This is a genomic window from Pseudomonas sp. B329, assembly GCF_023127835.1.
GTDB classification, from domain to species: Bacteria; Pseudomonadota; Gammaproteobacteria; order Pseudomonadales; family Pseudomonadaceae; genus Aquipseudomonas; species Aquipseudomonas synxantha_A.
Window position 1 is genome coordinate 106,275 of the sequence record NZ_SPKP01000030.1, and the last position, 19,699, is coordinate 125,973.

Here is a 19,699-nt window from a genome sequence, read left to right on the forward strand (position 1 = left end):
TCCAATAGTGTAGTGGCTGATATCAACTGCAGACAAAGCTATAAGCCAGAAACGTTAACACGACGTCAACGAAGAAGACCCTTCTGCGAGTTCTGCACAGGCAGAAAAATTGTAGTAGTTAATCCCTCTGGAGTAAATCATGTCTTCTGTCCAAATAACAATCTTTCATCGGTTGCCTAACGATTTAATGAACTCATCGCAGGGTAGCGGCTTGCCGAACAGGTAACCTTGTAAGAAATCCACACCTTGGGCGACGAGGTATTCACACTGTTCTGCTGTTTCCACGCCTTCGGCAACAATGCCAAGGTCAAGCTTGGCTGACAGTTCTATGATGCTGTCCAGAATATGCCGTGACAGTGCATCCACACCGATCATGGCGACAAAGCTCTGATCAATCTTCAAGTAGTCGACATTGAAGTTGCGCAAGTAACCGAGGCTGGAATGGCCGGTGCCGAAGTCATCGATCGCGATCATCACCCCCAACTGATGCAGGGCGTCAAACAGGCTGCGGGTGGTTTCGGTGGGCTCGATCAGTTCGCGTTCGGTCAGCTCCAGTACCAAGGTGACCTGGCCGGGCGGGAAGGCTGCGAGAAACTCCTGGCAATCGTTCACCAGTTCGAGGTCCTGGCAATGCCGCGCGGTAATGTTCACGCCAATATGAAAACCGGGGTTGAAGCGTTCGGCATGGGGCGCCAGTTGCGCGGCGGTCTGGCGCAGCAGGGCGCGGGTCATCGGCACGATGAGGCCGGAGTCTTCGGCCAGGGGAATAAACAAATCTGGCCGCACCAGGCCCTCTTTAGGATGTTTCCAGCGCATCAGCACTTCGCAACCGGCCCACTGACGCGTATCACCGCGCACCACGGGTTGGAAGTACGGGATAAATTCGTTGGCGCTTAATGCACGTTGCAGTTCGTGGGTGGGTGCCGACGAGCGTTTTTGCAGCCAATGGGCGAGGATGCCAGCCAGCAAACCAAAGAACGCCACCAGGCTGAACACCGCCGGATAGCGGGCCTGCATATAACGCCAGGTTTCCCCGGCAGGCATCCCGGCCTCGACGCTGTAGTGATAGCGCGCCGACGCCAGGTGATGATGCGCCACGACGAACACGGGCACTGCGTCGTTATGCACTTTGCCGTCGGCATCCAGCCAATTGGGCCCGACTTGCAGCACCAAATAGGCGTAACGACTGATCAGGCGCAAGGCATTGGTGAGGTGGTAGCTGTCGATCGAGGCAAACGCGCCTTGCTCACCCTCCACCAGGCGGTAAACCAGTAACGCAGTATCTGGCGTGACAGGGTTGCCATTCATCAACCACAACCGGCCATCCACATAGTCGTCCGGGTTGACCGGCGATTGGTAGTCGCCGCCAAACAGTGAGCTGCAATAAATGTTTTTCTGCCAGGACAACGTGGTGGCGCGTACGAACGGCCGGCGCGTGACCTGTTCGCGCAGCGCCAGTTTCGCCGCGTTATCGCACGGCTTGCCTGCCAATGGCAGCAAATCCCGGGCGGCGAGGGCGGTATTGTCGAGCATCAAATCGAACTGGCGCACTGCTTCCTGAGCCGTTTGTGTGGTGCTTTGTTCAAGTGTGCGTTCAGCTTGCCAGTAAAGAATCGCGACCCCCAGCAGAATCGGGAGCAGTCCACAGGTTGCGCTGATGACGTAACGTGTGGCTCGGCCTCGTGGGCCTTTGGAGGTCAGGGGCATAGGGACAGTCAGTCGCTGAAAAAAGAAGGGTATGTGCCGATGATAGATGGCATTGCCCAAGTACGCTCGCTACCTATTGTTGATTCTGGGCTGTGGGCCCATTCACGCGTGTCCCGGGTGCTCAACCAGCCGGCGCGCTTGCTACAAACCTCTTGCACGAAGCAGGGCAATGGGGATTTGATAAGAGTACGGACAAATCTGTTTACGCTGTGTAGAATCGGTTTACGCATACAAGAATATGGACTTGCGCTCACGCAAGCCTCGGCCGTCAGAGACTGATGACACCATGAAGCTACTCGGCTCCCCCCTCATCTTTGGTGACTTCCTCGCCCGCAGCGTGCGGGGTCTTTCCTGTGCGCCACCCTCGAACCTCATCCTTGCTCGCAACTGATCAATTGCTACCTACAAGAATGATGAGGCATCGAAATGACCGACCAATATGAAAACCCGATGGGCCTGATGGGCTTTGAATTTATCGAATTCGCATCGCCGACGCCTGGCACGCTGGAGCCGATCTTCGAGATCATGGGCTTCACCAAGGTGGCGACCCACCGTTCCAAGGACGTGCACCTGTATCGCCAGGGCGAGATCAACCTGATCCTCAACAACGAACCCGGCAGTCTCGCCGCCTACTTCGCGGCCGAACATGGGCCGTCGGTGTGCGGCATGGCATTCCGCGTCAAGGACTCGCAAAAAGCCTACAACCGGGCCCTGGAACTGGGCGCCCAGCCGATTCATATTGAAACCGGGCCGATGGAACTGAACCTGCCGGCGATCAAGGGTATCGGCGGTTCGCCGCTGTACCTGATCGACCGCTTCGGCGAAGGTAACTCGATCTATGACATCGATTTCGTCTATCTCGAAGGCGTTGACCGCAATCCGGTAGGCGCCGGCCTCAAGGTCATCGACCACCTGACCCATAACGTCTATCGCGGACGCATGATCTACTGGGCCAACTTCTACGAAAAACTGTTCAACTTCCGCGAAGCGCGCTATTTCGACATCAAGGGCGAATACACTGGCCTGACCTCCAAAGCCATGAGCGCACCGGATGGCAAGATCCGCATCCCGTTGAACGAAGAATCATCCAAGGGCGCCGGGCAGATCGAAGAGTTCCTGATGCAGTTCAACGGCGAGGGCATCCAGCACGTGGCGTTCCTCACCGACGACCTGGTCAAAACCTGGGACGCGTTGAAGAAGATCGGCATGCGTTTTATGACCGCACCGCCAGACACTTACTACGAAATGCTGGAAGGCCGCCTGCCGAACCACGGCGAGCCGGTAGACCAGTTGCAATCGCGTGGCATCCTGCTGGATGGTTCCTCGATTGCAGGCGATAAGCGCCTGCTTTTGCAGATCTTCTCGGAAACCCTGATGGGGCCGGTGTTCTTCGAGTTCATTCAGCGCAAGGGCGACGATGGATTTGGCGAAGGCAATTTCAAGGCACTGTTCGAGTCGATTGAGCGCGACCAGGTGCGTCGTGGCGTACTGACTGCCGAGTAATTCAATGGATAACGAAAAAACCCGGTTTTTACCGGGTTTTTTTGTGTCGGTTATATCGGGTTGTAATTGCCGGGCGGTGAAATAGGAACAAATGGTTTTTCAAATATCACACAGAGGCGAGGAGCGCAGAAAAACCTGCGCTTCCATTCCGAAGAGGTCCGCTTATGAATGTGAATTGTCCTACCCCTCAACGCCCGATCGAGCCCAGCCTACCAGCGGAACAGACCGAGCCAGTTCGCTATGTGCGTTCATCCGATGATGCAGACCTGGTCAATCAGGCGCGTAAGAAGTTTCTGGATGATGGCGAAACCGAGTTCCTGGGCGACACCCTCAGTGCCGAGGGTTATCAGTTGGTGAAGGCTGTGGTCTCACCCAACAAACCGGGTGCGCCCGGAGTGCAGGTCTCGACATTCGCGGTTGATGGCGCCCAGTCCAATGACATGATGGTGATCAAGCGGGTGCCGCCTACCGAAGATGGGCCTAATCTCGTCCTGTATATGCCGGAAGATGACGTGACCTCGTTTCATGAGTTCAAGGATGCAGAGGAAATGACGGCCTGGCTCAAGGACGTAGCCAATGACCCGACTGAGCGAAAGCGATTTACCCAGCATTTTTCCAATCCTGAAGCACCCAAACAGCAGGAACGGGTCAACAAGCAGTTCGGCGAGTTCGCGGCTGGCGATATTAATGCGGTCGTGGGTAGTTTCGGCCATGAGCGGGGGGATATTTTCGAGCGGTTGAACAAAGACGCCTCGGTCCCACCCGCTCAGGTCGACGGGCTGGTGCGAACGCAGCTCTATAAACTGGAACCAGATGGAAAGGCGTTTTATGTCGGGTATCGGCCAGATGGAGAAGCCATCGTCTATAGCTACGACGCTTATGGAAACTTGCAAGGCGGCGGCCAAAAAAAGGACGCCAAGGCGAGGAGATTTTATTTCGTCCAAAACGGGTTGAACCAAAACAAACCGCTTGAACCCATGACCTTCAACGAGTTCCGCAAGAAAATAACCAGTGTCTCCCTGGACAACGTGCGCGCTAATGACCTAATGGGTCTTTACGACGAGTTCCTGAAGCAACTCAGAAGTCCTGGGCATGGCCTCGCCACCGCGTTGAAAGCGCTGGGTCTTTCTGACAACGTGGCGAATTCCATCGAAACCATCCTGAAAGACCCCATCAAAGGAACGCTGCTTGAATTGAATCACGACAATCGTGTCGGCAAGGTGTTTGGTGTTGATAAGGCAGAGATGGATGCCAACTTGGAAAGGGTGGGCAGTCAAATCCAGAGCAACATCCCCCATTACGGTAAGTGGAGGAAAAGGTTGGAGAACACAGCCGACGTCATTGAACAAAGCGTAGGTACGCCTGAATTACCGACGACCGAAGTCAGGACCTGACTCGACAGAGGGGAATGGATACCCCACGCCATTGCGCCACTTCCATCCAGCCACTCAAGCTCGGTGTTGACGCACTAGATGTTTGAACCCTTCATACACCAGGACCATCACCGCCAGCCAGATCGGGATATAGGTCAGCCATTGCCCGCCTTGGATGCCTTCGCCCAACAGCAGTGCCACCGCCAGCAGCAGCACCGGTTCTACGTAGCTCAGCAGCCCGAACAGGCTGAAGGCCAGCAAGCGACTGGCAATGATGTAGCTCACCAGCGCCGAAGCGCTGATCAAGCCCAGCATCGGAATCAACCCGTATAGCTTGGGATGCACATCGAGCACCGCAAAACCCTGTTCGCCGCTCTGCACAAACCACCAGGCCACCGGCAGCATCAGCGCCATATCCAGCCACAGCCCGCCCAAATGATCGGTGGTCAGGTATTTGCGCACCACGAAATACACCGGGTAGCCTATGATCACCACCAGCGTTGCCCAGGAAAAACCACCAGCCTGATACAACTCGTTCAGTACGCCCAGCGCGGCAAACACCACGGCGATCTGTTGCAACCGTGACAACCGCTCGCCATAGACCAGGCGCCCGGTGAGCACCATGGTCAGCGGCAGCAGGAAGTACCCCACGGACACGTCCAGGCTGCGCCCATTCAGCGGCGCCCACATAAACAGCCACAACTGCACGCCGAGCAAGGCAGAAGACACCAGCACCCCGGCGATCAGGCGCGGCTTGGCCGCCAACATCCGCAACAGTTCCCACACCCGCCGCCACTCGCCGCTGACGATCATGAACACCGTCATGCACGGTACTGTAAGCAACATGCGCCAGCCGAAAATCTCCAGACCACTCAACGGTGTGAGCAGTGACGTGAAGTAATACATCACGGCAAACAACACCGAGGCCAAGACCGATAACACCACACCTTTAGACACACTGTCCTCGCGAAAGCCGATTCATATCCAGTTCCAGGAGGGGAGTATGGCGTTTTTTGCGAGAAATAGAATGCGGGCGGGAGTTTGCTTCCACCCACATTTCAATCTCCATGCTATCAGGCAGATTTCAGTCCGCTCGCAACGCCACGCGGCCGGAAACAAAATGGCCCAGGTCGTTGAACCCCGGAGTGGACGAGTGCCCGGGCGTGACCAGCGAATCAATGAAGGCCTCATCCTCAGGCGTGATGTTTACGTTCAGCGCGTGAGTGTAGGCATCCCACTGCGCCTCGGTACGCGGCCCCACAATCGCCGAACTCACTGCCGCGTTGTTCAGCACCCAGGCAATTGCGAACTCTACAATCCCCACGCCACGTCCCTGGGTGTATTGCTGGATCAACTGGGCGATGCGTAGCGACTCCACCCGCCATTCGGTTTCCAGGATGCGCTTGTCCTGGCGCGCGGCACGGCTGCCTGGCTCGGGTGTAACGTCAGGTGCGTACTTGCCACTGAGCACCCCACGTGCCAGCGGGCTGTAAGGCACTACACCCAAACCATAGGCTGCCGCCGCTGTGATTTGCTCGACCTCGGCCTGGCGGTTGACGATGTTATACAGCGGCTGGCTGATAATGGGTTTATCTACCCCCAGGCGCTCGGCCACGCGAATCACTTCAGCGATGCGCCAACCGCGATAATTGGACAGGCCCCAGTAGCGGATCTTGCCTTGGCGGATCAGGTCGCCAATGGCCGACACGGTTACCTCCAAAGGCGTGTCGTGATCTTCACGGTGCAGATAGTAGATGTCCAGGTAATCGGTATCCAGGCGCGCAAGGCTGGCTTCCAACGCATTGAAGATGCGCTTGCGGTTCAGCCCGCTGCGGTTGGGCAAACCATCGGCGGGGCCGAAGCCGACCTTGGTGGCCAGCACCCAATCCTGGCGATTGCGCGCAATGGCTTCGCCAACGATCTCTTCGGAGCGCCCGCCGGTGTAGACGTCGGCGGTGTCGATAAAATTGATACCCTGGTCCCAGGCCTTGTCGATGATACGCAGCGAGTCTTCGGTGCTGGTTTGTTCGCCAAACATCATGGTGCCGAGCGTCAGTGCGCTGACTTTCAACCCGGACTGGCCCAATGTGCGGTAAATCATGCAAAGCTCCTCATTGCAGGCAAATGTGAGTCATGCAATACCAGACCCGACGGCTCTGGAACAAGCCCTGGGCGCATTTCTTCATCCGCGCAGCAATGTCTGGCAGCGGGCCTGTAAAAAACGATGCAGCACTTTCACCCGCTCCGATACTTGCAGACGGTGAGGGCACATCAGGTTGAACGGCGTGGGTTCGCCTTGCCAGTCGGGAAGCAGCGGCACCAGCCGCCCGGCCTGGATGTCTCGGGCCACATCCAGGTTGGCTTTATAGGCAATGCCATGGCCGGCCAGCGCCCAGCGCCGAACGATTTCGCCGTCATCGCTGAGGTAGTCGCCGCTGACTTCGACCTCCTGCAGCAGTGTGCCCTGGCGGAAATACCAGGTGCTATTGGCCTGCCCGCGGCGCATGTAGCGCAGCGTACTGTGCTGCGCCAAATCTGCAGGCACCTGCGGTGCACCGTAGCGCGCCAGGTAGTCGGGGCTGGCGCAGACGATGCGCTGGTGGCCGGGCACCACCGGCAGCGCCACCAGGCTGGAATCCCTCGGCACGCCAAAGCGCAGGGCGATATCGACGGTGTCACGAAACAAATCGGCATTGCTGTCGTTGAGTAACAATTGCAGGCGGATGTTCGGATGCTCGAGCTTGAACTCATCCAGCCAGCCCAGCAGCACATTGCGGCCAAAGTCCGAGGGAGCGGCCAATTGCAATAAACCACTGAGGCTTTGGCCTTGTTGCTTGATGGCATGTTCGCCTTCGGACAGGGCTTCCAGCGCCACTCGCACGCTGTCCAGATAACGCCGGCCTTCTTCGGTCAGGCGCATGCTGCGGGTGGAGCGGGCAAGTAGTCGGATGCCGAGCCGGGTTTCAAGACGCTTGAGGGCAATACTGGCCGCTGCTGGGGTAAGGCCGAGGCTACGGGCGGCAGCGGTCAGGCTACCGGTGTCGGCGCTGCGCACAAAGACTTCAAGGTCGAGAATCGAGCCCATTGATAAAAATCCTTTAAAGATCTTGTCGTTTTACCCGGATTTTTCACCGATTGCCAAGCTGTGAAGATGAAGGCTCACTTTCTTATCCAGGTAGTTTTCACATGGTCTCTTCTCTGAGCGGTAAAACCGTCATCGTTATTGGCGGCAGCAGCGGTATCGGCGCGGCAGTGGCCCAGGCGGCCATCGCTCGCGGCGCGCACGTGGTGCTGGCCGGGCGTCGCTTGACCTCCGGCATCGAGAACGGCGTACGCAGCGAACCGGTGGACGTCACCGATAGCGCGTCGTTGCAGCGATTGTTCGAAACGGTGGGGCATTTTGACCACCTGGTCTACACCTCGGGCCCTTCGGTGCGGGCCAAGCCCCTGATCGAAACCGACCTTGACGAAGCCCAGGAAAATTTCAATGTGAAACTCTGGGGCGCGCTGCGTGCGATTCAACAGGCGCTGCCGTTCCTGAATGAACACGGCAGCATCAGCCTGACTTCCGGTCAGTTGGGGCGCAAGCTGGCACCGGGGCAGTTCATCAAGACCGGCATCAACGCTGCGACCGAAGCATTGGGCAAGCAACTGGCCAAGGAACTGGCGCCACGTCGAGTCAATGTCATCAGCCCGGGCGTGATTGACACCCCGGCCTATGCCGGGTTGGCGCAAAAGCAGCGCGTGGCGATGTTTGCCAACGCAGGCGGGGCATTGCCGGTTGGCCGGGTAGGGCAGGCTGAAGACGTGGCGGCGGGGTATGTGCTGGCCATGGAGAACAGCTTTATAACGGGAAGCATCATCGACATCGACGGCGGCGGGCAGCTGTAACCGCCCACCGCCGGTGCCCTTTGGTTAATGACGGGCCTTGTCCAGTGTAAACGTCCCTATGGCAGTAAACTCAGGCCCGTCATTTCTTCGAAAGGAACAGGCAAACTCACCCGAGCCATGCTCGTCAGTGACTTCTTCGTTCAGTTTCAGCACCCCAGCATGGGCTGTCACCGTCCCATAAGTGTCGAGTCGTTGAAACTGAACGCGGACGTCATTATTGCCGGCCAGGTCATGGATCAATCCCTTCGCGTCGTTATAGACCACGATGGCAAAAATATTCCGAGTCCGCGGCAAGCCGTCATCGTAATAGTCGCCCATGAAGATTCGGCGATCCGGGCGGTGGCCCCCGAAGTCGGAGCTATCAATCCGCAGGTCGGTTTTGAACGAGTAAGAACCCGGTAGCGGCCCACCCTCGAAAGTCAGGTCCAGTTCACCCTTGGCCGGATACTGGGCGCTGTGAACCATTGACACGCCTGTCAGGTCGACATCACCTTTTGTCAGCGTTATTTGTTTATCGCTACCAAACTGCGCTTTACCCGAGAAAGACGCCTGCATCCGTTCACCGTCGAATGACACTGTTATCTCCCCAGCAGTTGCCCAATAGGGAGAAATGCCCGAGTTTTCATACGCAGAAAAGAGCAACCTGGCGTGCCCATCGGCAAAGCTATAGCTGTGTTCGGTCCCGTCACTCGGTAGCTCAGCGGGAAGATAAATATCAATGCCATAAAAATGGTTGGGCTCTGGAGAGAGACGTTTTGTCGCCACCAAATGCCATATTCCATTTGGCTCCTGGTACATATCCATTTTATCCGCGTCACCTTGGAAGGTCAGGTTGTGCGCGCCTGCTACTGTGACTGTTAACTTACCTTGGGTGCCCTGTGCTGTTTTACTGATCATCTCGATAGCCCTTCAAGAAGTGAAATGAATTCACAGTGAAGGCTAAATGCGATCCAAAAATTTGAATACTGTCAAAAGTGACAGGTATAAAAAGCAAGCCTTTAATTCCATTCAAGGCAGCGTGTGCCGACGCAAACACCCTCACGCCTTCCAAGAGCATCTGCGCCGTCCCATGGAGGTTAAACCTTGAGCGCACGCGTCATCCGCAAAGCCAACATACTCCCACCCACAATCACCGCCGCCAGCAGGTACAACGCCACATCGGTTGAACCAGTGGCATCTTTCACAAAACCGACGATATACGGGCTGAGAAACCCCGCCATCTGCCCCATGGAGTTGATCAACGCCAAGCCACCCGCTGCGGCACCGGCACTGAGCATGGCGGTGGGCACCGGCCAGAACATTGGCAGGCCGGTAAGTGCACCCATGGTGGCGATGGTCAAGCCAAGGATGGCGATGGCCGGGGTGGTGGCGAAGTTAACCGCAATCACCAGGCCGATGGCGCCCATCAGCATCGGCACTACCAAGTGCCAGCGGCGTTCCTTGCGCAAGTCAGCGGAGCGGCCCACCAGCAGCATGAACACCGCCGCCAGCAAATAGGGGATCGCGCTGAGCCAGCCGATCACCAGGTTGTCGCTGAACCCCAGGTTCTTGATGATCGAAGGCAGCCAGAAGTTGATCGCATACACGCCGCTCTGGATGCAGAAGTAGATCAGGCCGAACGCCCAGATCGCCGGGTTCTTGAAGACTTCGGCCAGCGAATCGCTGGTGGTTGCGGGCTTGTTCGCCAGGTCCGTGGCCTGGTCGGCTTCCAACACTGCGCGCTCATGGGGCTTGAGCCACTTGGTATTGGCGAAGCTGTCACTGAGCAGAAAGTAGGCGAGGGCGCCGAGGATCACAGTCGGGATGCCCTGCAGCAGGAACATCCACTGCCAGCCCGCCAGGCCACCTTGGCCGGCTGCGAAGTGGTTGAGGATCCACCCAGAGAACGGGCTGCCGAGCAAGCCGGACACCGGGATTGCCGACATGAACAGCGCCATGATCCGCCCACGGCGGAAGGTCGGGAACCACTGCGAGAGGTACAGCACCACGCCGGGGAAGAAGCCGGCTTCAGCGGCACCGGTAAACAGGCGTAAGGTGTAGAAATGCGTCGGCGTGGTCACAAACAGCAAGCAGGTAGACAGCGTCCCCCACACGATCATCATCAACGCGATCCAGCGCCGTGGGCCGAACCGGGTGAGTGCCAGGTTGCTCGGCACGCCGCACAGCACGTAGCCGATAAAGAAAATCCCGGCGCCCAGGCCGTACACGGTTTCGCTGAACTTCAACGCATCGAGCATCTGCAGCTTGGCAAAGCCAACGTTTACCCGGTCGAGGTAATTGAACAGGTAGCAGATAAAGATGAAGGGGATCAGGCGCAGGGTGATGCGCTTGTAGATGGCGTTTTTATCGTCATCGCTGGCCAGTGCTGCAGTGGCGCTCTGTGGCATGGGATTCTCTCTTTATTATGATTTTTCGCGGCGCGAGGGTAACGTTGACCGCCCCAACAGTCTCGGCGACGTAATGGGCGACTGTCTTTGTGCCGGCGCACAGCGAAGCCGCCTTTGCGCTGTGCCGGTGAACAACCCGTCTTTTCAGGAAATTAGCCCCATGTTCGAGTTGGATCATGACTTGGCGCAGGAGATTGTCGATCGCACCATGGCAATCCTGCCGTATAACGTCAACGTCATGGACAGCCAGGGCCTGATCCTCGGCAGCGGTGAGCCGGAGCGTATCAATACTCGTCACGAAGGGGCGCAGTTGGTCCTGGCCAATGGCCGGGTGGTGGAAATCGACGGGCAGACCGCCAAGCATCTCAAGGGCGTGCAACCGGGCATTAACCTGCCGCTTATGCACGATCAGCGGCTGATCGGCGTGCTGGGCATTACCGGCGAACCCGATGGCCTGCGCACCTATGCCGAACTGGTGCGTATGACGGCTGAAATGTTGGTCAGCCACCGCCATCAGCAAGCTGAGCAGCAATGGCGACGCCAGCGTTGCGATGATTTGCTGGCCTTGCTGCTGGCCGACAATGGCGACTCCCCCCGCCTGGTGGACGAAGCCCGGCAACTGGGCCTCAAACCGCATCTGGCGCGCACGCCATACCTGTTCGAACTGGGCCCGGGCCAATCGGCAGAAGCCTTGAGTGCCTGGCTTACCAGCCGCTATCCCGACAGTTGGTGCGTCAGCCCTGCGCAGTTCTCCCTGCTGTGGTGCCGGCCTGCCGCTATGCAGGTCGATAATCCGCGTTTGCTGGAAAAGCTCGACGGCCTGGGTTGGAATATCCTGCGTGTTGCGGTTGGCGGGCAAGCGGATGGCTTGCCAGGGCTGCGCCGCTGTTACCGCAGGGTCAGTGATCTACTTGCCTATGGCCGCGATCTCCTGCCGCAAACACGCCTATTGACCCTCACCCGTTATCGTCTGCCGGTCATGCTCTGGCGTCATCGCAACGACGATGCGCTGGACGAGCTGCTCAACCCATTGCGCAAGGTGCTGGCCAAGGATAGCAATGGGCAACTGCTGGCGACCTTGCGCAGTTGGTGCGAGCACGACGGGCAAAGCCAGGCGTGTGCCGATGCCTTGGGCATCCACCGCAACAGCTTGCGTTACCGCATGGAGCGTATTGCCGAACTCAGCGGCGTCGACCCGCTGACCCTCGACGGTATGCTTACCTTATACCTGGGCGTGCAGTTGTTGCCTCAGCCTCTGGAGGCGCAGGCTTTGTAGAAATGACCAACAAACCCCACCTGCACTTGTGCATCGGACCGGCGTCATTGCCCAGGCCAACTGGCAGCATGGGCATTATAAAAACCGGAGAAAGCCCATCATGAAGATCATCATCGCCCCCGACTCGTTCAAGGACAGCCTCAGTGCCGCAGGCACGGCCCAGGCCATTGCCGAAGGGTTGGCCCAGGTCTGGCCGGATGCGCAGTTGGTCGAATGCCCGATGGCCGATGGCGGTGAGGGCACGGTGGATGCGGTACTTGCCGCGTGCAATGGCCAGTTGCGCCGACAAACCGTGCGAGGCCCACTGGGAGACGAAGTCGAGGCGCGTTGGGGCTGGTTGGCCGACAGCCATACCGCGATTATCGAGATGGCCGAGGCCAGTGGTTTGCAACTGGTCGCGCCCGGCCAGCGCGACGCGTGTTCGACGACAACATATGGCACCGGAGAGTTGATCTGCGCCGCCCTGGATGCGGGGGCGCAGCGAATTATCCTGGCGATTGGCGGCAGTGCTACCAACGATGGCGGGGCTGGTGCGATGCAGGCCCTGGGTGTGCAACTTTTTGACGCAGAAAGTCAGCCGCTGTCCCCAGGTGGGCTGGCGTTGGCGCGCCTGGCGCGTACTAGCCTTGAAACGCTCGACCCGCGTTTGGCGCAGGTGCGTTTTGAGATCGCTGCTGACGTCAATAACCCCCTGTGCGGTCCTCACGGTGCCTCAGCGATTTTCGGCCCGCAGAAAGGTGCGAGTCCCGAGCAGGTGGCACAACTGGACGCCGCCCTTGACCATTTCGCCCACCACTGCGCCCAGGTGCTGCCCAAGGATGTGCGCGACGAACCCGGCAGTGGTGCTGCCGGTGGTCTGGGCTTCGCCGCCAAGGCATTCCTCGGTGCGCAATTTCGTCCGGGCGTGGAGGTGGTCGCCGAACTGGTCGGCCTCGAAGACGCCGTACGCGGCGCCGACCTGGTCATCACCGGCGAAGGCCGCTTCGACGCTCAGACCCTGCGCGGCAAGACCCCGTTCGGGGTTGCGCGCATCGCCAGCCAGCACGGCGTACCGGTCATTGTGATCGCAGGCACCTTGGGCGACGGTTACGAGCAGATGTATGCCCACGGTGTGGATGCAGCATTTGCCCTACCGTCGGGACCAATGAGCCTGGAGCAAGCCTGCAGCGAGGCGCCACGCCTGTTGCGCGAGCGCGCCGCGGATATTGCGCGGGTGTGGCGCCTTGCTGCTAATCGCTGACCCCCTGCGCCAACCGCTCCACCCACTGCTCCTGAAACGCTTGCAGCGCCGCACCGGGTTGCTGCAATTGCACAAACTCCAGCATTGGGTCTTGCACCGCGGTGCGCACGCCGCTTAATTCCTCCAGAGTCGCCAACCCGCAAAACGGTACGTAGGCTTCGCTGTAACCGCCTTCATGCACCAGCACCAGGCGGCCCTGGCACAAACGCTCGGCAGCCTGGCGCAGGCTGCGGGTCATCAGCCGGAACGATTCGCTGTGCAGCAACATGCGCGCCAGTGGGTCGACGGCATTGGCGTCATAGCCGCAGGCGATGATGATCAACTCTGGCTCGAAACGCTCCAGGGCGGGCAGCACAATGCGTTCCATCGTATGCGCATAGGTTGCGTGACCACTGCCCGGCGGCAGCGGGATATTGATGTTGGCGCCCAGGCCGGCACCCCGGCCACGATCCCGTTCGCCGCTGTAGCCCGGTGGGTAGCAAGCGTCCTGGTGCAGTGAAACCGTCAACACATCGGCGCGCTCCTCGAAGATTGATTGCGTGCCGTTACCGTGGTGCACGTCCCAGTCGATCACAGCGACTTTGCCGAGCCCGTTATGGACCTTGGCCGCTTCGATGGCAATGGCAATATTGGCGAGAAAGCAGAAGCCCATGGCGCTGTCTGCCAGGCAGTGATGCCCAGGCGGCCGAGACAGGGAATAGGCATTGTGCGCCTGCCCCTTGAGCACCGTGTCTACGGCGGCGATGGTCAAGCCTGCAGACAGTTTCGCGATCTCGTAGCTGCCCGGCCCAATCGGCGCCTGCGGGCCGAGCTCGCCGCCGCCAGCATCGCTCAGGGCCTTGAAGCGTTGCAGATAAGCGCTGCTGTGCACCCGTAGCAGGTCTGCTTCACTGGCCGGCGGTGCGCTAAGCAGGTGCAGATGACGCGTCAATCCAGACACATCCAACAAGCTTTTCAAGCGACGTTTGGTCTCCGGGGATTCGGCATGACCGCTGCCAGCCGGCGGCTGTACCCAGCCGCCTACGGGCAATGTCAGCGCGTGCGCACCTGCGCTGTGCCACAGGCTCATTTCATCGAAGAAAAATGCGGTGGTTCGGTTCATACCGGCTCCAGTTCGGTGAGGTGATTGGGACGGCTGGTGAAGATCATCACCAGGGAAAGCAACGTGATGACGGCAGCGCCCAGCAGCAGGAGGGTGAACCCGCCGCTGGCCTCGATCAGGCGGCCGGCAATCGCCGGGCCGATGGCCAGGCCACCGCCGATCACCAGGTTGGAGGCGTTCATGAGTTTGCCGCTGTGATCAAGATCGGCCAGGCAGGCCAGCACCAACGGCAGGATGAACGTCCAGGTGAACTTGAACAGCAGCGCCGCCAGGGCAAAACGCAGCAGCGCTGGCTCGCCGAGCAAAAGCAGCACAGCCGCCACCATCAGCGCATAACCCCCGAGCAACAGCATTGCTCGGGGCAGTCGCCTGCCAATCAGCGACGCGCTCGCGGCGCCGGCAATGCCCATTACGGTTGCGATGGCGAGTACCTCACCACTGTGTTGTGGGGAAATCCCGACACGGGCGCCCAAGGCACCGATAAAGGTCCAGACACCGCCCAGGCTGATGTAAAAGGCCAGGACTGCGCCGACCCCCAGCACGGCTTTCCAGCGTGAGCCAGGCAATGAAGGGCCGCGGTTTGCCGGTGCCGTGGCATTGCCAGCGGGAAACGCCCGGGCCAGAGGCAGCAACAGGGTCATCAAGCCCGCCAGGATCAGGTAGCAGGCGTTCAGTCCAAACCGCTCGAACAAGCCCGGCAGTACGATCAGCCCGAGTGCACCGACGACTAATTGGCCCATCACCCACAGCCCGTAGACACGGCTGGGATTGGCGGTAGTGGCGGCGCTGGCCAGGCAGAGGATCATCAATGAGCCGCCGGCCAGGGCGCTGGCACAGCGCAGCGCCAGTAACGCTGCATAGGTTTCGGCGTGCATCGACAACAGATTGGCCACGATAAATAGCAGCGCTGCAATCAGGGCCGCGGCGCGCCAGTCAACCCGCTTGAGCCACCACCAGGCAGGCAAGGTCGCCAGGCTCATCGCGCCCAGCTCCACGGAAAACAAATCGCCGATGCGTGCCGGGCTCAGTTGCCATTCGCTGGCCAACTGCGCGGCCACGGCGGGTGCGGTCATCAGGATGGTTGGGGTGATGGCGGCAAACAGCACGATTGCCGCCAGCCGTGCCTTTGCCGCAGAGGGTTGAGTAGGCATTTTCAAACTCCAGGAATGGGGATCAGAACACATGGACCAGACGCAGCAATGCCTCGGTCCCGGCATAGCCGTTGGAAGCAGCGACGTTTTGCGAAAGGCTGACCATCAGTTGGTTCTGGGTGTCGAGCCAATGCCCCAGTTCCAGGCCCAGTTGCGTGTAGCGTTTGTGGGTATCGTCGATACGGCGATTGTTGATGCGCAGCGCACCACCATCCGCCTGGATCAGGCGCAGTGCCCCGTAAGTGGCGGCGCTGAAGTCATAGGACGCGAAGGCTTGCAGGCGATACAGCGGGGCTTGCTTGAGTTCGCTGCCAAAATAGTCGTCATTCTTGGCGTAAAACTGGGCTTCGAGGTTGGCTTCCAGCACCCAGTTATCGCCGATGCCCTGGGTGTAGTTGTAGACAAAGGTGGCGCCCCAACGGTTGGCACCCGGGGACACATCCGGGTTCTGGCTGTGGTACTCACCTAGAGGCACGGTGATCAGGCTCAACAGGCCGCTGTAGGTGCGCGATGCCGGGTCGTTGATGAAAAACAGCGTGCCGCCCACTTGTGGATCGCCCAGGCCGCGCTCGCGGGTGCGCTGCTCAGTGCCGGGCAAGCGCGCCGTAATGTCGGCAAATGGCAGGATGAACTGCGGCGTACACAGCGTGCCGCAGGCGTCGGTGAAATACACCTGGCGGTAGGCCAGGGCGTTGACCTTGAGGTCGGCCTTGCCGGTGCTGTCGGCGGGCCCATGGAAATCGCCGGCACGGGTGGCGGGCAGGTACACCACCCCCAGGCTGGTGCCCGCCGGTGCGCCAAAAAAGTCCCGGGCGTTAAGGTCGGCAGCCTGGCTGTCGAGGCTGAGCAGCGTGCCGCCAAGCAGCACTGTGATCTTGCATAGAGGTGAATGAATCATGGCAAGGCATCTCTTGTAAGCGGCAGCCAAAAAACGGGCAACAGCTGCCCGCGACCGTGAAAACGAGCGTGGCAAAGTCTTAAGTTGAAAGGGCGAGGATCAGTCGGGTGGGGCGTGCACCAAGTGCGCTATACGCGCCTTGTCGTTGACCCCCAGCTTGGTGTAAATGGCGCGCAGATGGTGACGTACCGTATTGGGTGAAAGGCCAAGGTCGCGGGCCACTTGCTTATAAGTCTTGCCCTCGCCAAACCCCTGGGCCACGTCGTTCTCTCGCGGGCTCAACTGGGGCAGTGCACGGTTGAGGCGCGCCGCCAGCAGCAACTGGTCGCCCACTGCCGAAACCTGGATGTGAATGTGCTTGCCGGCATGGCCGCGTTCATCCAGTTGTACCGGCAGGGTAGGGCCGCTCCAGCGCGGCCACTCACTGAGCAAAATGTCGATAAAGCCGCGCTCGGCGCATTGCAATACGCCTCGAGGGTCGCATACAGCCAAGGCGAGGTTGCGTGGGCTGGTCAGGGTTTCACGCATGGCCACCAGCGTGCGGATCTGGTTCGCGGACACTGCCGCCACCAGATGCAACATCAGATTATTGAGCAGCAGGCAGTCATGGGTGTTGAACCTGGGCGCACCGGGTTTGCGGTATAGCGTCAGGTGGTCGCTGAGGTGGGTTTGCGGGTCGATATGGATCACGCACAGCAATTGGCCCAGGCCGTGGAGCTGCCCCAGCCAATTCAAGGCGCTGCCATTGGCCGGGTCGCGCATGTCGATGATCACGGCCTGGCCGGGTGTTGCATGCACTCGGCCGACGGTCACGTCCAGATGGCGGATCGACTGCCAGTCCGCCAGGTAGTGTGGTGGTAAATGGTACAGGTAGCTGTTGTGCTCCTCCGGCATACCGTCAATCACCGCCGCGCGCCCCCACCAGGCACTGTCAAATGCCAGCAACTGGCTCAGCCGTGCCAGGGCATGGTGCTGGAAATGTTCGATGTCTTGATGTTGGGCCAGGCGCTGCAGATCCAGGGCCAGGGTACTGAAGGCCTGCAACAGGCCATTGGGATCAAGGCGACTCATAGGTATTCCTCTGTGGGACTTTTTTTGTTGTTCTCGTCACAGGGTGAAGGCCGGGGCCTGGGGTCAGGGGGCAGGGCCTGGGTTGAGTATCGATGTTGCACGGCTGGACTGCCATCGTTCAGATGCAGGATGGCGCTGGTTGATGTGTGGGAAAACGCCGGGCTCGTCAGGCGGCTGACTTTGCCCCTACACTGGTCCGCCATTGGTCTTTCAAAGGATGAAACGCAATGCACACACCTGAGCCCCATATCGTGATCCAGCGCTTTACCGAGGCCCACCTTGAGGGCGTCGCCGCGCTCTACAACGAACCGGCGGTCTGCCGTCAGGTGCTGCAAATGCCTTTCCAATCGGTGGAAGCCTGGCGCAAGCGTTTGGTGATGGATAAAGAGCGGCGCTTGCAGCTGGTGGCAGTACATGGCGGTGAAGTGGTTGGCCAACTGGGCCTGGAACAGTACCTGCGCGTGCGTCAGAGCCATGTCGGTTCATTCGGCATGGGCGTGGCGACTGCCTGGCAGGGCAAGGGCGTCGGCTCGCGGCTGTTGACCGCCGCGCTGGACGTCGCCGACAACTGGATGAACCTGCACCGCGTGGAACTGACGGTGTATGCCGACAACGAAGCCGCGCATCACCTGTATCGCAAGTTCGGCTTCGAAGTGGAGGGCCGGTTGCGCGATTACGCCCTGCGTGACGGTGCGTTTGTCGACACCCTGAGCATGGCGCGCCTGCGCAAGTCGGTTTAATCCGCTAGAGCAAACGCCACCGCAGCCTGCGCATGCAGCGCGGTGGTATCCAGCAGCGGCAGGGCGCTGTGTTCGGGCTGGATCAACAGGCAGATTTCCGTGCAGCCGAGGATGACCGCCTGGGCGCCGCGCGCGGCGAGCGCCCGGATCACCCGCTGATACACCTGGCGCGAAGCGTCGCTGATGACTCCCACGCACAACTCTTGATAAATGATTCGGTGCACTTGCTTGCGCTCTTCCGCGTCCGGTATCAGCACGGTCAGGCCCTGGGCGGCGAGGCGGGATTTGAGGAAGTCCTGTTCCATAGTAAACGCGGTACCGAGCAGACCCACCGTCAAGGTTCCGGCCTCAAGGGCTGCGGCCGCCGTGGCGTCGGCAATATGCAGGAATGGAATCGACACCGCCGCCTCAATACCCGGCGCCACCAGGTGCATGGTATTGGTACACAGCACCACGCACTCGGCGCCCCCTGCCTGCAAACGGCGCGCGGCGTCCTCCAGGATCAGCGCGGTATCGTCCCAGCGCCCGGCGTGCTGGGCCTGCTCCACCGGGCCGAAGTCCACGCTGTACAGCAAAATCTGCGCGCTACGCAAAGGGCCAAGCTGGTCACGTACGCGCTGGTTGATGAGGCGGTAATACTCGGCGCTGGATTCCCAACTCATGCCGCCGATAAGGCCGATGGTGCGCATGCAATGCTCCGGACAAGGGGGTAGGGCACCACCTTACTCATCGACGGTGGGTTCGTCATACGCAGTTGCCGACAAAATCACCGGAGCAGTTTTTAACCCATACGGTAATGCTCTGCATCTGCCATGATCAGGCTTGGCAACCTGGCTCACCCAAGGAAATCCGCAATGGACGATGTACAGCAACTGGGCGAGATGCTTCGTCATTACGCCGATAGCGAAGCACACAAACAACAGCAGTTCGACCTGCAATCAGCACGTTGGGCGCAGAAGCTTGGCGAGCTGTTCGGCCAGATTGAACAGTGGCTGGAGCCGGTAAAAACCGTAGGTTTGCTGGAGGTTCAGCGTGAGGCTTACACCGCCAGCAGCCCGAGCGTGCCGGTGGAGAGTTCACCCTTCAAGAGCGAAAAACTCAGTGTGCACATCACTGGCAAAAGCGTGGAGTTCGTGCCGGATGTGATGGGCGTCGGTGGTTTGATTTCAGTATCGGTGATGGGCCTCACCGCCGCTCGCCACGGCAGTGTGTCGCTGGTCCTGCCGGTGGATAAGCACGACTGGCTGTGGAAGAAAACCAACGGCCTGAAAGACCCGGACACCTTCGGTTTCGACGCCAACTTCCTGGCCACTCAGCTACAGAGCCTGATCCCGCGCGAACGCGCATGATCGGCACAGAA

Annotated in this window: 18 protein-coding genes; 7 read left to right on the forward strand and 11 right to left on the reverse strand. The window is 59.6% G+C overall.

Annotated elements, in window-relative coordinates; genetic code table 11:
• Positions 1-165 precede the first annotated feature (165 nt).
• Positions 166-1,707, reverse strand: a complete 1,542-nt coding sequence (locus E4P00_RS17285; protein ID WP_216091408.1) for an EAL domain-containing protein — start codon at positions 1,705-1,707, stop codon at positions 166-168.
• A 426-nt stretch (positions 1,708-2,133) separates the two neighbouring features.
• Here E4P00_RS17285 and hppD point away from each other — a divergent pair, with 426 nt between their 5' ends.
• Both hppD and E4P00_RS17295 read left to right on the forward strand, forming a co-directional pair.
• The gene (gene hppD / locus E4P00_RS17290; RefSeq protein WP_032875438.1) at positions 2,134-3,210 is read left to right on the forward strand and encodes a 4-hydroxyphenylpyruvate dioxygenase; all 1,077 of its coding nucleotides are present in this window, start codon (positions 2,134-2,136) and stop codon (positions 3,208-3,210) included.
• 164 nt (positions 3,211-3,374) lie between these two features.
• The gene (locus tag E4P00_RS17295) at positions 3,375-4,604 is read left to right on the forward strand and encodes a DUF6543 domain-containing protein (RefSeq protein WP_223018335.1); all 1,230 of its coding nucleotides are present in this window, start codon (positions 3,375-3,377) and stop codon (positions 4,602-4,604) included.
• A 54-nt stretch (positions 4,605-4,658) separates the two neighbouring features.
• On the opposite strand, the gene rarD is transcribed toward E4P00_RS17295, so the two are convergent.
• From rarD to E4P00_RS17310, 3 genes are all read right to left on the reverse strand, one after another.
• Entirely contained in the window at positions 4,659-5,540 is an 882-nt protein-coding gene (gene rarD, locus E4P00_RS17300; RefSeq protein WP_032875435.1) for an EamA family transporter RarD, read from the reverse strand.
• A gap of 127 nt (positions 5,541-5,667) precedes the next feature.
• Complete coding sequence (locus E4P00_RS17305; protein WP_032875432.1) at positions 5,668-6,684, reverse strand: aldo/keto reductase; 1,017 nt, start codon at positions 6,682-6,684, stop codon at positions 5,668-5,670.
• Positions 6,685-6,765: 81 nt separating this feature from the next.
• Positions 6,766-7,668, reverse strand: coding sequence for a LysR family transcriptional regulator (locus E4P00_RS17310; protein WP_078821340.1), 903 nt, complete (start codon positions 7,666-7,668; stop codon positions 6,766-6,768).
• 101 nt (positions 7,669-7,769) lie between these two features.
• On the opposite strand from E4P00_RS17310, the gene E4P00_RS17315 reads away from it, so the two are divergent.
• Positions 7,770-8,474, forward strand: coding sequence for an SDR family oxidoreductase (locus E4P00_RS17315; protein WP_248132233.1), 705 nt, complete (start codon positions 7,770-7,772; stop codon positions 8,472-8,474).
• 24 nt (positions 8,475-8,498) lie between these two features.
• Here E4P00_RS17315 and E4P00_RS17320 read toward each other — a convergent pair whose 3' ends face one another.
• Both E4P00_RS17320 and E4P00_RS17325 read right to left on the reverse strand, forming a co-directional pair.
• Complete coding sequence (locus E4P00_RS17320) at positions 8,499-9,371, reverse strand: hypothetical protein (RefSeq protein WP_032875424.1); 873 nt, start codon at positions 9,369-9,371, stop codon at positions 8,499-8,501.
• Between the two features lie 179 nt (positions 9,372-9,550).
• Positions 9,551-10,861: an MFS transporter gene (locus E4P00_RS17325; RefSeq protein WP_248132235.1), complete on the reverse strand. Its 1,311-nt coding sequence runs from the start codon at positions 10,859-10,861 to the stop codon at positions 9,551-9,553.
• Positions 10,862-11,021: 160 nt separating this feature from the next.
• On the opposite strand from E4P00_RS17325, the gene E4P00_RS17330 reads away from it, so the two are divergent.
• Together E4P00_RS17330 and E4P00_RS17335 are read left to right on the forward strand one after the other, a co-directional pair.
• Positions 11,022-12,137, forward strand: coding sequence for a sugar diacid recognition domain-containing protein (locus tag E4P00_RS17330; RefSeq protein ID WP_078821344.1), 1,116 nt, complete (start codon positions 11,022-11,024; stop codon positions 12,135-12,137).
• A 100-nt stretch (positions 12,138-12,237) separates the two neighbouring features.
• Positions 12,238-13,377: a glycerate kinase gene (locus tag E4P00_RS17335; protein ID WP_248132237.1), complete on the forward strand. Its 1,140-nt coding sequence runs from the start codon at positions 12,238-12,240 to the stop codon at positions 13,375-13,377.
• Here E4P00_RS17335 and E4P00_RS17340 read toward each other — a convergent pair.
• The 4 genes from E4P00_RS17340 to E4P00_RS17355 form a co-directional block, all read right to left on the reverse strand.
• Positions 13,367-14,479 carry a class II histone deacetylase gene (locus E4P00_RS17340; protein ID WP_223018332.1) on the reverse strand — a complete coding sequence of 371 codons (1,113 nt, stop codon included), beginning with the start codon at positions 14,477-14,479 and terminating at the stop codon, positions 13,367-13,369. The genes E4P00_RS17335 and E4P00_RS17340 overlap by 11 nt on opposite strands.
• On the reverse strand, positions 14,476-15,630 hold the full coding sequence (locus E4P00_RS17345) for an MFS transporter (RefSeq protein ID WP_248132239.1): 1,155 nt from the start codon (positions 15,628-15,630) through the stop codon (positions 14,476-14,478). Before E4P00_RS17345 ends, E4P00_RS17340 begins: the two co-directional genes overlap by 4 nt.
• 22 nt (positions 15,631-15,652) lie before the next feature.
• A complete protein-coding gene (locus E4P00_RS17350) occupies positions 15,653-16,528 on the reverse strand; it encodes a transporter (RefSeq protein WP_248091337.1) in 876 nt (291 codons plus the stop codon).
• Between the two features lie 99 nt (positions 16,529-16,627).
• Positions 16,628-17,599, reverse strand: a complete 972-nt coding sequence (locus E4P00_RS17355) for a LuxR C-terminal-related transcriptional regulator (RefSeq protein ID WP_248128701.1) — start codon at positions 17,597-17,599, stop codon at positions 16,628-16,630.
• Positions 17,600-17,826: 227 nt separating this feature from the next.
• On the opposite strand from E4P00_RS17355, the gene E4P00_RS17360 reads away from it, so the two are divergent.
• Positions 17,827-18,339: a GNAT family N-acetyltransferase gene (locus E4P00_RS17360; protein WP_248132241.1), complete on the forward strand. Its 513-nt coding sequence runs from the start codon at positions 17,827-17,829 to the stop codon at positions 18,337-18,339.
• Here E4P00_RS17360 and E4P00_RS17365 read toward each other — a convergent pair.
• Positions 18,336-19,028: an aspartate/glutamate racemase family protein gene (locus E4P00_RS17365; protein ID WP_103735153.1), complete on the reverse strand. Its 693-nt coding sequence runs from the start codon at positions 19,026-19,028 to the stop codon at positions 18,336-18,338. The two genes, E4P00_RS17360 and E4P00_RS17365, sit on opposite strands and share 4 nt — an antisense overlap.
• A gap of 165 nt (positions 19,029-19,193) precedes the next feature.
• Here E4P00_RS17365 and E4P00_RS17370 point away from each other — a divergent pair, with 165 nt between their 5' ends.
• Entirely contained in the window at positions 19,194-19,688 is a 495-nt protein-coding gene (locus tag E4P00_RS17370) for a hypothetical protein (RefSeq protein WP_032875395.1), read from the forward strand.
• The last annotated feature ends 11 nt before the right edge of the window (positions 19,689-19,699 follow it).

Bases quoted from the DNA above. Each gene is read 5' to 3' on its own strand.
- E4P00_RS17365 (WP_103735153.1), bottom strand. From the start codon at position 19,028: ATGCGCACCATCGGCCTTATCGGCGGCATGAGTTGGGAATCCAGCGCC.
- E4P00_RS17315 (WP_248132233.1), top strand. From the start codon at position 7,770: ATGGTCTCTTCTCTGAGCGGTAAAACCGTCATCGTTATTGGCGGCAGC.
- hppD (WP_032875438.1), top strand. From the start codon at position 2,134: ATGACCGACCAATATGAAAACCCGATGGGCCTGATGGGCTTTGAATTT.
- E4P00_RS17295 (WP_223018335.1), top strand. From the start codon at position 3,375: ATGAATGTGAATTGTCCTACCCCTCAACGCCCGATCGAGCCCAGCCTA.
- E4P00_RS17335 (WP_248132237.1), top strand. From the start codon at position 12,238: ATGAAGATCATCATCGCCCCCGACTCGTTCAAGGACAGCCTCAGTGCC.
- E4P00_RS17345 (WP_248132239.1), bottom strand. From the start codon at position 15,630: ATGCCTACTCAACCCTCTGCGGCAAAGGCACGGCTGGCGGCAATCGTG.
- E4P00_RS17310 (WP_078821340.1), bottom strand. From the start codon at position 7,668: ATGGGCTCGATTCTCGACCTTGAAGTCTTTGTGCGCAGCGCCGACACC.
- E4P00_RS17285 (WP_216091408.1), bottom strand. From the start codon at position 1,707: ATGCCCCTGACCTCCAAAGGCCCACGAGGCCGAGCCACACGTTACGTC.
- E4P00_RS17325 (WP_248132235.1), bottom strand. From the start codon at position 10,861: ATGCCACAGAGCGCCACTGCAGCACTGGCCAGCGATGACGATAAAAAC.
- E4P00_RS17340 (WP_223018332.1), bottom strand. From the start codon at position 14,479: ATGAACCGAACCACCGCATTTTTCTTCGATGAAATGAGCCTGTGGCAC.
- E4P00_RS17355 (WP_248128701.1), bottom strand. From the start codon at position 17,599: ATGAGTCGCCTTGATCCCAATGGCCTGTTGCAGGCCTTCAGTACCCTG.
- E4P00_RS17305 (WP_032875432.1), bottom strand. From the start codon at position 6,684: ATGATTTACCGCACATTGGGCCAGTCCGGGTTGAAAGTCAGCGCACTG.
- E4P00_RS17360 (WP_248132241.1), top strand. From the start codon at position 17,827: ATGCACACACCTGAGCCCCATATCGTGATCCAGCGCTTTACCGAGGCC.
- E4P00_RS17370 (WP_032875395.1), top strand. From the start codon at position 19,194: ATGGACGATGTACAGCAACTGGGCGAGATGCTTCGTCATTACGCCGAT.
- E4P00_RS17350 (WP_248091337.1), bottom strand. From the start codon at position 16,528: ATGATTCATTCACCTCTATGCAAGATCACAGTGCTGCTTGGCGGCACG.
- E4P00_RS17330 (WP_078821344.1), top strand. From the start codon at position 11,022: ATGTTCGAGTTGGATCATGACTTGGCGCAGGAGATTGTCGATCGCACC.
- E4P00_RS17320 (WP_032875424.1), bottom strand. From the start codon at position 9,371: ATGATCAGTAAAACAGCACAGGGCACCCAAGGTAAGTTAACAGTCACA.